The sequence below is a fragment of the Aquirufa echingensis genome, from assembly GCF_042714525.1.
Lineage (GTDB): Bacteria > Bacteroidota > Bacteroidia > Cytophagales > Spirosomataceae > Aquirufa > Aquirufa echingensis.
The window spans coordinates 328,195-341,985 of sequence record NZ_JBBKYA010000003.1; the positions used below are offsets into that span (position 1 = coordinate 328,195).

The 13,791-nt window shown below is 40.1% G+C and carries 8 protein-coding genes; 1 reads left to right on the top strand and 7 read right to left on the bottom strand.

Going from position 1 to position 13,791, the window contains the following annotated elements; all coding sequences use genetic code 11:
- Window positions 1-21 precede the first annotated feature (21 nt).
- The 6 genes from sov to SKC38_RS06745 form a co-directional block, all read right to left on the bottom strand.
- A complete protein-coding gene (gene sov, locus SKC38_RS06720; RefSeq protein WP_377976254.1) occupies window positions 22-7,146 on the bottom strand; it encodes a T9SS outer membrane translocon Sov/SprA in 7,125 nt (2,374 codons plus the stop codon).
- Window positions 7,147-7,167: 21 nt separating this feature from the next.
- Window positions 7,168-7,755, bottom strand: coding sequence for a Holliday junction branch migration protein RuvA (ruvA, locus tag SKC38_RS06725; protein ID WP_377976256.1), 588 nt, complete (start codon window positions 7,753-7,755; stop codon window positions 7,168-7,170).
- Between the two features lies 1 nt (window position 7,756).
- Entirely contained in the window at window positions 7,757-9,202 is a 1,446-nt protein-coding gene (locus SKC38_RS06730) for a lytic transglycosylase domain-containing protein (RefSeq protein ID WP_377976258.1), read from the bottom strand.
- Complete coding sequence (gene gatA, locus SKC38_RS06735; protein WP_377976260.1) at window positions 9,203-10,606, bottom strand: Asp-tRNA(Asn)/Glu-tRNA(Gln) amidotransferase subunit GatA; 1,404 nt, start codon at window positions 10,604-10,606, stop codon at window positions 9,203-9,205.
- 79 nt (window positions 10,607-10,685) lie between these two features.
- Window positions 10,686-10,892 (bottom strand): Sec-independent protein translocase subunit TatA/TatB, encoded by a 207-nt coding sequence (locus SKC38_RS06740; RefSeq protein WP_315575355.1) that lies wholly within the window; start codon window positions 10,890-10,892, stop codon window positions 10,686-10,688.
- 62 nt (window positions 10,893-10,954) lie between these two features.
- Window positions 10,955-11,380, bottom strand: a complete 426-nt coding sequence (locus tag SKC38_RS06745) for a YkvA family protein (protein WP_377976262.1) — start codon at window positions 11,378-11,380, stop codon at window positions 10,955-10,957.
- Between the two features lie 154 nt (window positions 11,381-11,534).
- Between SKC38_RS06745 and mdh the strand changes: the two genes are divergently transcribed.
- The gene (mdh, locus tag SKC38_RS06750; RefSeq protein ID WP_377976263.1) at window positions 11,535-12,470 is read left to right on the top strand and encodes a malate dehydrogenase; all 936 of its coding nucleotides are present in this window, start codon (window positions 11,535-11,537) and stop codon (window positions 12,468-12,470) included.
- 54 nt (window positions 12,471-12,524) lie between these two features.
- Here mdh and SKC38_RS06755 read toward each other — a convergent pair whose 3' ends face one another.
- The gene (locus tag SKC38_RS06755; RefSeq protein ID WP_377976265.1) at window positions 12,525-13,769 is read right to left on the bottom strand and encodes an ABC transporter permease; all 1,245 of its coding nucleotides are present in this window, start codon (window positions 13,767-13,769) and stop codon (window positions 12,525-12,527) included.
- Between the last annotated feature and the right edge of the window lie 22 nt (window positions 13,770-13,791).

The following is a 13,791-nucleotide window of genomic DNA, read 5'->3' on the forward strand; positions in this document are numbered from 1 at the left end:
ATTGCAAAAATTTTACCGGAATTATTCTAAACTATATCGGATTTGAAATCCTCCTGCCACCGTCGAACGGTAGAAAGAATTGGAAACCAAAGGGTTATTCATCATTTTATCAAAATATGCGGTTACTGATAATTTATCACTCACCGAATAACTTATCTGTGGCCTAAATTGGAAATTCACAAAGCCCTGCGTCACAACCGTCTCAGCATCTAATTTACGTTGTAAAGTTCGCGTATCTCGAATCGTTAAATTCATGTTGAAGCGCAAGTCATTTGGTAAACGTACCGACCGACCATTGATCTTAAATGGAATCAACATATTGGCTTTTGTAAAGCCAACCGCAAAAGTTAAATCTTTATTGGCCATTTCAGCAACCTGCGAATTCGCTAAATTCAAACCAACCGAACGATCCTGGTTGTATTCAAAACGCAAGGAAACCCGACTCTTCGTAATCGCATTTACACCGATCAACGGAGAGAAACGCTCGGTAAATGATATCGTGCTCATCACATATACGGGTATCAACGTATGCGTTTCCGGGTCAAAGCGTGATGACAATGGATATAATAGACTATTCAAAGTAAGATTTTGGAAGTCATTCGCTAGCTGCCCATATTCCAAAGATGACACAAAATTCCCAACACTATATGTACTTGAATACATGTGCGTAATGGTGAACGAACTGAATTTCTTCGTAATACCCGGGAATAAATTCAAGCCATTATAATCCACTTTCCAGTTGGGCAATGGAATATCATAGAAAGGCGAATACTTCACATCATTGGCAGAAACACCTGAATAAGCCGCAAAGAACGATGGAATCAATACATCTTGCGAATTCTTATTATACATTCCTTCCGCAACCTTTGTCCGATTTAATCTAGCCATCAAGACCTCACGATTCGACCGAAACTCCTCAAATACGACCGCAGGATCCTTGAATGCAGTCATAAAGGACAAAAACGACATCGAATAATTCCCCGAACGCAATGGACTCTGACTCTTAAATGGACCTCCTATTTCTGTTGGACGGAAAAACTCTTGATAATTATCGCCTTTGTTATAATTTCCTTCAACTTGAATTCGTAAATCTTTCGTAGGCTCCAACTGTGTTGAATAACTAAATTTTTGTTGGCGCAATTGCGTAAATGGGACATTTTGAACGATACTCTTGGACAACCATCCATTCTCCGCGGCAGTAAAACGTATCTGATCACTCTGTCCCCCGCTCACAAAATCCAATCCTGGTGCACCCCAATTTCCATTCATACCCAAACGACCTGGCGAAGGATTAAATCCTGGCAAAGTTGTTGATTCATTCATGGAATAATTCACTTGAATACCACGAAGCGTGAGTAACAATCGAGCGACCGACTTCAACGCATTCTTTGGCGCAATAATAATATCCTCTTCATCCCCAGGATTTCGGGCAACATCTTTTGTCGTTGGATTACTTGAATTCACCCAACGCAAGGCACGAATACGGTTATATAAGGAGACAAAATCGACTTTCCCATTGATTGAACGTTCCCGCGTATTCTTAATGATGTTACCAAAAGGAATATCCAAGGAATCCTTAATATTAAAGGAATTGGCAAAATAATTATATCCAATACGATGCGTATAATCTGCATTCATCCAATCCGTTAATGGCAATTTCTGTAAAGGTAATCGCCAAACTAATCCGGCTTGTTGGTCGAACTCTTTTGCCCTCCCCAAAGCTCTAATATTAAACATGACAGAATCACGTTTGGCTTGTGTATCCAAATCTCCAAATGGCTCATCAATAATCGAGTTCACATTCGCTGAATAATTGACAATCATACTCTTCGTCAAATTCCAATTCAACGCATACTGCCTATTAAAGAACCAATATTTCTCAAATTGTGGAGCTACCCCTTCCGTCGTCAATTGCTGATTCCGCAATTGTGTCTTCACAAAACTCCGATCCATCTCCGCACGAACCGTAATCGAAGAAGGTATAATATTCACATTCAAATCACGCAAAAGCGCTAGCCACTGAGTTGTGGAAGACATTTTCGCAAATGGCTCCCAGAAACTCGCAGAAGAGGTATAGCTATACAAAATACTTCCTCGCTGACTTAATTGTCGGTAAGTCTCTGTCAAGGTATTCGTCCGAATCATCTCCGAATACGCATAACTAAACGTAAAATTCGATAAATCCCACACATAGGCATGCTTTGCCAATGAAGAACGAACCTTACGGACATTGGTAAAATTAAAGCCTTGTCGTTCCGTATTGTCTTCCACTAATTTCAAATAATCCGCACGCTTCGCCTGCGTCGAGAACTTACTAATTGCATCCGCTAAGAAAATATCGGGATCCAGTGGATCAAATTGCGGTGCCACATTCCTACGATCATACGACACATAAAACGGAATCTTAAAGCCCCATTTCTGAGGTAAGAATTTATCTAAATTCAAGTTGGCCGTAATGCCATATTCCTTCGTATTATCCCGCGATCGATCGGATATCTTGGATTGCACACCACCAAATCCATAATTCCGGAAACTGCCGTTCATGGTAATTTGACCTAAATCAGCCAACTTAATTCCCATTTTACCTAAGGCCGCTGCTCCTGAAGTTTGATCAAAACCTGACGCTCTTAACTCATTCACCCAAACACAGAAAGACTTATTTTGACCGTCTTTCGCCGTATTCCGAACACCAATCATCAAAACCATCGAAGCACTTTGATCCGGTCGGCCCATCACTGTTACCCGATACGTTTTACCCGTTGAAGAAACCATATTCAAGGTGAAACGCTCATTCAAGGACTTCCCTTGTCGGTCACGCTCAATTTTAGCCTGCTTCAATAGCTCGAATTCCACATCAAACTCATTATCCTGAGGCCAAATCTCAATATCTAAACTTTGACCTTTTTGCGTTTGACGTAAACCCGTTTGTTCAACTTCGTAATAATTATCCGTTAAATCTGTTCCGATTCGCATGAAAGCTGAAACCTGGCCATCCACTTGGTCTGGACTTTGCATCGAAACAAACATGCGAAGACGCTTGTAATTGATAAAGTCAAATGCAGAATTCTTAAATACCCCACGCGCATCGCCTGGACGTAAATTATCCACACATAAGCTCATGGATTGCTCATTCAAACGTGCGTTATTGATCGTCGTTACATCCTGATCACGCACAAATCCTGGAGGAACCACATACGGAATCGTATTGGCTCCTTTGCTTGCAGGTCCATTTTCCTCAATATTGACAGATGAAATACGGAACTTCGCATCGTAGGTTTCCGGAATTTCTTGTCCATTTCGTTGATCTAAATTTCCAATAAACTTCCGATAAGAATAACCCGATAATTGCAATTGTGCAAAACGCAAGACAACCGGATCTTGGAATTGGCTCAACAACATGCGGAAGAATCGAATGGATTTAAAACTCGAAATTTCACCCGCGGGAGTCGTATAATTACGTTTATCTTTAATCGGAATTCGGAATAAATACCAATCCACTCCCCCGTCATTAACCTTATCAACCACAAATCCTTGGCCTACCGCTAAACCTCCTGGTTTCAAATCAACCTCATATTGATAATAGGCTTCCACCTCATTCACCGTATTATCATTATTCAAATCTTCACGATCAGGCATCATGGAATTGGCCTCTGTGACGTTAGAATTACTTGGATTATCGGTCGTAGGCGAATTATTTTCAATTCCCATGTAATTCTTATACCGCTCAATCATGCTACCTGTCGTGCTATATGAATTACTCAAATAATGAACAAAATCATCTCCAGCAGGATCCGCTTGAATAGCCGAAATCGCCTTCGCATCCGTAACGCGAGTCTTAGTTAGATTCAAATATTCCGCAAAATAAGTTGCTTCCGAAATCGAACTGTTTTCACTTACCTGATTGGGCAAACCATCCAAACCAATATCTTGTTGGCCTCTCCCACCTTGATTATCAAACGCATTAATCACAAATTGACGTTTCGGTGCTAATCCCCAATTCGTCTTCTCCACGTTTTGTGATCCTCCAGATACAATCTTTTCACCAGCTGGTATCCCATTCTCAAAGTTGGAGAATCCATCCGGAATAAAATCTTCCGAAATATCTCCTAAATGAAAGATCAATTTACCTCCAGTCGTATTGTTCTTGTTAAATACCCCATCCCGAATTTTACCTGATTCGCCCGAAACAAACGGATCCATCAACCAAAACTCAATTTGCTCCACATTCGAATTATCAAAATCCGTATCGGATGTAATCGCTCGGGTAATCGCACCAAAATTATTCTTCGGATTAGGTAATAAACCTTGTGCCGTCAGATTCGGATTAAAATTGTAAATACCACGCTCTGATGGAAAATAAGCTACGTCCAAAACGCCCAAAGGCAAATTGGTAATGTTATTCGCAAAATCTTTATTGGGGAATAATCCTTTTGGGGTCACCACACGCTCATAGGCATAAGTATTTACTGTTGCCGGATCTAAGCCAGGAACATCCAAGGAGAATCCTCCCGTACCATATAAACTGGCATCCACATTGTAGGCAGAAATTTTCGCCCGACGGAAATTTGAACTCAAGTCACGTGGATTCGAAACAACAAAATCCTTCGGTGTAGAGGCTGGACGCCAAAGCGTAGGTTGTGAACTTAAATTAAAGACCACTCGCGCCGACTCGAAATCATCGATAAATGCATTTCCTTGTACACGATCATTGACATTCGGAATTAATTTGGCAAACTCCCCTTGAAAATCGATCACAGAAGTTTCCTTTGTCGAGATAATTGGCAATGCATCAATCATCCGTGTCAAAGCATTTGATTTCTTCAAAATACTGGCATCAAAACCAATCAAGGTATTATTGACCGGTTCATTCCCGATTGAAACACGTCGTAAAAAGGCAGGCGGTGTCTCACTCATACTCTGAACTGTCGCCCCCAAATGCACATCTTGACCTAGATTATAATCTAAGCGCGTCCCTAATAAGGTACGAACTTGGTTGGTAAATAAATCTGGTTTTTCGTAGCAAACTTTAAGTTCTCTTCCCGACTGAAATACCCCCTCATTCAAAATCTTAACTTTTCCTGATTGCCCTTCAACAATATAGTCGGAACCTGCGACCAACGATTGTCCACCCGCAGAAACAGTCACCGACTTAGGTTCAACACCAAAAGGCAAAGAAATATCTCCACCAACACCCGCTTGAAAATTGCCTTTGATAAAAAACTTGTTTTTAGATGCTTGTTGGAGTGCATCCGTCTGTGTCAAACGATACAATTTATCAAACACATATTTATCGACTAAATTGGACTCCGAAGCAGTAAATTGTTTCTTTAAACTCGCCCCGAAAGGCTCCAAGACCGGAAATATAATCTTACCATTTTTTGAATCAATGGTCACATCCTCGATGTAATCAAAATTTCCATCAGGTTGAGGATCCCCAGCAAAATTCAATTTATCTAATCCTAAAACCTTAACCAAAGGAATATCCTTCACCTTCTCTCCTTCTATCAGATTGGAATTATCGATCCCCGTCGCATCATCTTTATAAATCAAGCGCAATTGAAAATTCTGCTTACTCAAACCATTCGAATTCAAGGAATAGATGTTTTTCATCATCAAATCCCACATCGGATGTTGCAGGTGATTTCGAATCGTGGATGACTTAAGCATCTTTAAAATCAACACCTCATTGTCTTGTCGGGCCTGGTAATCTTCCGTCAACTCGCCTACCTTATATTTCCGACCATTAAACGTGTATTCATAGGCAACTGCTAACACTTCATCATTCCGAAGTGGTGCGACTAAAGAGATATAACCCAACTGGGAATTGAATTTAAATTCACGTTCATTCAGGCGTTTGGCACCTTTCAACATATCAAAGTCAGTACCCCGCTGTAAGTTGTAAGCAGATTCTAATTGGTATGAAGCCTGATCCGACTTACGAATTTGTGCATCAGCCGTCAATTTCACATACATACCATTGTTTTTGTTATCGACCGTTTGACCAGCGACAATTGGCTGCATAATGGCCTTATCCCGACTGTAGGGATTGGATTCTCCTAAATCCGACAAAGCCACAAGATTACGTAAGGTTTCAGTGCTTTGAGTACGATTCGTCACATAAACCTCTACACGCGTGATCGTAATACCACTTGTGATTACAGGTAGATTCTGTAGAGAGCGTTCGTAATTGTTTCGAAAAAAGGTCGACAAAAAGAAATGTCGGTTTTCATCGTATTGATCAGCCCGAAGTTCGAAAGAACGTCCTTGGGAACCACCTTTCATTGTTATACAATCCTGCTTAGAACGCTGCTGTGCTGCCACAACAGTCACATCCAAATTCCCAAAACGCAATAATGTCTTTAAACCAAATAAATTCTGAACCCCAGGAATCAATTGCGAATTCAAGGTCCAAGAAGTATTACCGGCTTCGATGTTTTGTAATATATCCTCCTCCTGCGTCTTCCAATTTAACTTTAATTGATTTTGGAAATTGAAACTCGCCTTCGTATCGAAGTTGGCATTCAAATTCAACTTATCCCCAATCTTGCCTTGAAAGTTGATCTGCGCCTGTTCATTGAAAAACAAATTTCCCACATAGCGTAATTGTACGGGAATCGCAGGATTATCTACATATTGACCTTGATAGCCAATATCCAACAACAAACTTCCATTGGGTTTGAAATACACTTCCGATCCTCCAAAAATACGATCAATCGCAGGAGGTAATTCAATTTTGGGAAACAATCCACGGGATTGAACGCTACTTGAACCATCTAAACTTTTGGAATAAGCATTCCAAAAACTCCGATTCACCAAACTATTTTGTTGGAGGCTATAATCCGAAAAACTCTTACTATGCACAGGGCTCAAAGACAATTCGCCTAAACGACGCTCCTGCAAAACATTTTCACCAGAAATACGCGTAGTGGATTGAACCTGAGGAATGGAATAAATAGCAAAAGGTGACTTTTGCTTAGCAGTTAAATTACTCGATTTCTTGACTTGATAACGTGGCTTTTTACCACTTTTTTCAAGAATTAAAGTTGAATCCAATACTTGGGCCGACAAATCCAATGAACCACCAATCGCCATGAAGCTCGTAAAAGCTACCTGGAGGGTCCTATGAAAAATGCGGTGCAAAAACATCCAAAAAGGGTTAAAAATAAATTAACGAAGCGCGAGTTTAATTAATTGTTCAACATTCGAATCCGGATTTGCCTTCAACAATTGATCCAAATTCTTTTCCGCAGCTACACGCGGAATTCCTAGCGTTACTAATGCTGCTAAAGCTTCTTGTTTAACCCCAAATGATGCATCATGTGATGCCGCACCTGCCTCAACAAACAAGGTATCTTTCTTACATTTATCTTTTAATTCTAAGATAACGCGCTGGGCCGTCTTCGAACCAATTCCTTTAATCGATTGAATCAGCCCAATATTTTCATTCATAATCGCCGAGCGAATCTCACTCGAAGAAAAAGAAGAAAGCATCACCAATGCCGTACTTAATCCCACGCCAGACACTGAAACCAAATCCAAGAACAGGTATTTTTCATCCATGGAATGAAAACCTACCAAGGTATGTGAATCCTCTTTAATCTGAAGATGCGTAAATAATTGGACATTTTCGTTGCCGTCTTTTAGCGCATCGTAGGTTTGCAATGAAATTTTAACCTCATAGCCTACTCCCTGCACATCGATGATGACATGTGTACGATCTTTGTGAGCTAATTTACCTTTTAAATATGCGATCATCTTATGAAATTCGTAAACGCATACCTGGACGTAAAGTCGTCGAAGCACGCATTCGATTAAGTTTTTTCAATTTGGTTACCGTTAGGCCTTGATAACGTTCAGCAATATCCGAAAGTGTATCTCCCGAACGAACTTTATGAAAACGGATTTTAGCTTTCTTAGCTTTTTTAAAAACGACAGGCTCCTCTACATCAGCCGCGGAATCAACAGCAGCTTGCATCACTTTCTCTCGAACGCGTGCAAAGTAAACCAATTGCTTTCCGCGTTTAATCCGATTCGTTTTTAGGCGATTCAAATGCTTTAATTCCAAAACACTCACTTGCAAAATGCGCGCTACGTCGTATAAAGATTGACCTCGTTTAACCTTGTAGCGTCGCTGAACCAATTTATCCACAAATAATGCGGCTAAACTATCAGATTGTTTTTGGCTGACGAAAGCAGCTGAATCTAAAATAGCTTGTCTGTTGGAGCTGAAATAAGCAAAACGGAAACTTGGAATATGCACCACAACCGTTTTATTATCGTTGGGAATGTTCGTCCCAATTAAATGAGGATTAATCAACAGAAAAGTATCCACAGGAATCGAAGCAAATTGCTTCAAGCGATTTAAATTCAAATAGCCTTTGACATGAATCGTATCAAAAGGAATCTTTTTAACCCATTTCTCTGCGTGAATGGCATAATCCCAATGGTAATTCATCATGTAATCCATGGCAATAAATTGCGGTACATAAGCACGCGTCTGTTTGGGTAAACAATTATAAATGCCCCAAAAATCACTTTTGCCACATTTACGAATTGCCCGCTTCACATTACCTGGACCTGTATTGTATGCCGCTAAAGCCAAATGCCAATCACCAAATACACGGAATAGTTGCTTCAAGTATTTACAAGCAGCCTCTGTCGCTTTTTCAGGATCAAATCGCTCATCCACAACTCCGTCTACCCGCAATCCAAAATCTCCACGTGCCGTATAAGGCATAAATTGCCATAAACCGCCTGCACCTTTATTACTTAACGCTCTCGATTCTAAGCCAGACTCAATTAAGGATAAATATTTTAATTCTTCTGGTAGATTATATTGCTTCAAATATTTCTCATACAACGGGAAATACAAATCCCTGCGCTCCAACATCCGTTGGGTAAATTCCGCTTTCCGAAAAGCGAAATATTCAACAAACTGGTGTGTATGAAAATTGTAATTTAATGGAATTTGATTTTGTAATTTAACCAAGCGCGATGAGACAATCGACGGATCAATCATAAACGCGGTGGGTGAACCTTGTTCAAATGATGCCAAAGAATCAATCGCTGCTAAATCATCCGTAGGAAAATAGTTCTTAGAAGTATTGACATCTTGAGTAGCCGGCATTGATGCTGTAATCTGTCCAAAAACTGGAAGATTCAGCAACAACAATACCACAAAACTCAAAAGCCTTACGAACATCTATTCGAAAATTTTAGCAAAATCAATTAAGCCCTGCTCATCAAATGCCTTCCCAGTCACCTGAAAACCCATCGGCAAACCGGCAATATCTTCTCCCATGGGAACCGACAAAGCTGGTAAACCCGTAATATTTGCCTGAACGGTGAATAAATCGCCCAAATACATCTGAAGCGGATCTAGCGTTTTTTCACCCATTTTATAGGCTGTAGACGAAGTCGTCGGCGAAATAATAAAATCTACATCAGCTAAAATCGCCAAAGTACGCTCCTGAATAAGGCGTCTAACTTGTTGGGCTTTCGTATAATAAGCATCGTAATAGTCGGCGCTCAACACAAAAGTCCCTAACATAATTCTTCGCTTCACTTCCTCACCAAATGCCTCATCCCGCGTCTTTTTATAAAGCTCCATTAAATCTTTGGCATCTGCCGTGCGATGACCAAATTTGACCCCATCAAATCGAGCCAAATTAGAACTTGCTTCAGCAGTTGTCAACACATAATACGTTGGCAATAATTGCTCGATATATGCAAAATCAACCGAAACAACTTCATAGCCCGCCGACTTCAATGTCTCCACATGCGCAAAAAATGCATCACGGATCTCTGGCTGCAAACTTGGATGCTCAACGATTTCTTTGATATAAGCCACTTTTTTCTTGGATGCATAAGACGTATCAAAATCATCCACCACGGTACTATCGTATCCGTCTTTCCCCTCAATGGTCTTTAACACAAGGGCCAGATCTTCCAAATGATGCGCCATAGGACCAATTGTATCAAATGATGAAGCATAAGCGATTAAGCCCCAACGAGATACTCGACCATACGTTGGTTTCAATCCCATAATACCACAAAACGCTGCTGGCATACGAATCGAACCACCCGTATCTGTTCCTAATGAAACCTGGCACATTCCCGCTTGAACTGCGACAGCCGAACCTCCGGAACTTCCACCTGCTACGCGAGCGGTATTCGCAAAATTCAATACAGGTCCAAATGACGAATTCTCATTCGTAGATCCCATCCCAAATTCATCACAATTTTGCCGTCCAATAATAATCGCATCGGCATCTAAAAGACGCTGTACAGCCGTAGCTGAAAAGGTGGATTGAAAGCCATTTAATATTTGACTTCCCGCCTGACTAGGATGGTCGGCGTAGCAAAGTAAATCTTTGATCCCAACAACCAGACCAGCCAAAGGACCTGCAGTTCCCTGTTTGATTTTAGCATCTATTTCTGCTGCACGCGCTAATGCCTCTTGGTCATAAACCGTCAAAAATGCGTTCAATTGGGCATTATAAGCATTTATACGATCTAAATGACCTTGCACAATTTCCACGCATGTACGCTTGCCAGCCAATAAATCTCGACGTATTTCCGAGTAGGCAACAGGAACTAAATTCATCAAAAAAGGGGGATTCTTTTTAAACACAAAAGCATAGTTGGCTTTCACCAACTATGCATTGAAAACAAATACGGTAAGACTACTTCTTTGTTTCGTCTAATTCTTTGTTGATCTGATCTTTCACTTCATTCTTCGCGTCTTGGAACTCACGAATTCCTTTTCCAAGTCCACGCATCAATTCAGGTAATTTCTTACCACCAAAAAACAATAAGATAGCTAAGCCGATTAACAATAATTCGCCGCCACCTAAACCATTTAAAAACAATAATATACTTGAGATGTTCATTGTAGTCTAATTTTTAATTTTGTAAATATATTCAATAGTCATTAATAATCCTTATTCAGGCGTCAAACATTCACATGTTTTTCAAATTCATCTAATTCCTTTTTAATCGATTTTCCAACCCACAATACGACGGCCAAATCATCTGTAAATCCAACCAATGGTAAAACATCCGGAATGAAATCAAAGGGCGAAATAAAATAAATCAATACAGCCACTATTTTCACTAACGTAATCGCAGGCAATTTCTTGTACGTTCCCGCAACATAAGCTTTAATTAATTCGCTAAACAACACAATGTAATGATTCAATAGCCGAACAACTGAAATATTACTTGTTGCCGCAATCTCCTGAACCTTAACCAAAGACTTTTGAATCAGACCTAACATGCCTAATTTATCCTTCATGAAAACCGCTTCCGCTTTTTCCATGGCCTTCTGAAAATAATGTGATGAAATAATTCGATCTATAAAACTTTTCTCTGTTCCCATTTTCACTAATTAATCCTTAAATATACTAAAATGCTGCTAATTCCAAGTCGGCTCTATCCTTATAAATATTGATTTTAAAAAGAACGTCGAAATTTGACGATTATGTCTTATTTTTGCGACGATTTTAGTATAATCATTCCTAAAAATATAAACAATGAAAATCACCGTAGTAGGAGCAGGTGCCGTAGGTGCAACTTGTGCTGACAACATCGCTAGAAAAGAATTAGCAGATGAATTAGTATTATTAGATATCAAAGAAGGTATTGCTGAAGGTAAAACCCTTGATATGTTTCAAACGGCCTCTTTGTTGGGTTTTGATACCAAATTAGTAGGTTCAACCAATAATTATTCAAAGACAGCTAATTCAGATGTCGTTGTAATTACTTCTGGTCTACCTCGTAAACCAGGTATGACTCGTGAAGAGTTGATCGGTGTAAATGCTGGAATCGTTAAGAGTGTTGTAGAAAACATCTTAAAATTCTCTAAAAACCCAATCATTGTAATCATTTCTAACCCAATGGATACAATGACTTACTTGGCGAAATCAGTAGCTGGTTTAGATAAGCACCGTATCATCGGTATGGGTGGTACATTAGATTCAGCTCGTTTCAAATGCTATTTAGCAAAAGCGATGGATGTTTCAATCAATGATATCCACGGAACGGTAATCGGTGGTCACGGAGATACAACCATGATTCCTTTGAAGCGTTTGGCAACTTATAACGGTGTACCTGTTAGCCAATTCTTAGATTCAGAAACGTTAGACAAAGTAGCTGCAGACACAATGGTAGGTGGTGCAACTTTAACTGGTTTATTAGGTACTTCTGCTTGGTATGCTCCAGGTGCTGCAGGTGCTGCATTAGTTGAGGCAATCGTTCGCGATGAGAAAAAAATCATGTCTTGCTGCGTATCACTTGACGGAGAATACGGTCAATCAGATATCTGCTTAGGCGTTCCTGTCGTATTAGGCAAGAATGGTTGGGAGAAAATCGTTGATTACAAATTAACAGAAGACGAGCAAGCTGCTTTCAACAAATCTGCTGAAGCTGTTCGTAATATGAATTCCGTATTAGCGACATTGTCTATCTAATATCGAATTACAATGCATAAAAAAAGCCACCCGTCAGCTGACAGGTGGCTTTTTTTATTTCGATCGAATGGCCGTCACTGGATCCATCTTCGCGGCAACCCAGGCAGGAATGATTCCCGACAACACCCCAATAAAACTCGATATAAAGAGGCCTTTGAAAACATTCGATGCTGATAAGGTCAAAGGCAATGCATCTTGTGGAATTAACGTAATGAGTACGACTAAACCTATCCCAACAACACCTCCGATCAAACTCAAGAACACCGCCTCAAATAAAAACTGATACAAAATCACATAATTCTTAGCACCTAAGGACTTCTGAATTCCGATAATATTGGTTCGCTCCTTCACGGATACAAACATAATGTTGGCGATACCAAAGCCACCTACCAACAAAGAAAATCCGGCAATTAAAGCTCCCGCGATATTCAAGGCTGCAAAAATCCCGTCGAAAAATGCTTGCAAGCCATCCAACCGATTTACAGAGAAATTATCCTCTTGCTTGGGTTTAATGGAACGTAAACTACGCATCATACCCGTAATCTCACCTTCTAAGGCTGTTTGACCATCATCCGACTTAAATGCTTTAATTGCAATATCGGGTGCAGGTCTGTCTTTTTGGAATACCGCCGCAAAAGTTGTGTATGGAATAATCACCTTTTCATCTGGAGTACCCCCAAAATTCAACATGTCCTCCCCTTTCTTTTCAATCACACCAATCACTAAAAACTTAATTCCATTAACCTTAATGATTTCTCCCACTGCAGATCGACCATCCACTAAAGTTTCAGCCACTTTGGCACCGATAATACATACAAATAATCCGTTATCGGATTCAATTGGAAGGAAATAACGACCATCTTGAATCGGAGTACTCGTAATTTGATTATACTCATAGGAAGCTCCCGTCATGTTGGCATCGATGCTGTTACTTCCTCGACTAACATTCGCCGTCCGACCACCATCCATAATCGCAATAGCTTCCGCGTTCTCTAAATGTTCTTTCAAGTATTTAAATTCCGTGTATTTCATCTCCGGCCGATTCAAATATTTCCACCAAGGATAATTATTCTGCATCAACCAAGGCCATTTTCCTACATACAAAACGCCAGAACCTGCAAAGGAATCAATCTCTTTCCGAATCTTATTATTCAAGGAATCAACGGCCGTAAATACCGCCACGATGGCAAAAATACCTACACTTACGCCCAATAAGGACAATGTCGTACGCATCACATTCGACCGCAATGCCTGATAGGCAAACAAAAAACTCTCGTAAACTTGACGTAAAAAGAACATAGATTTCAGTTTGAATTCAAAT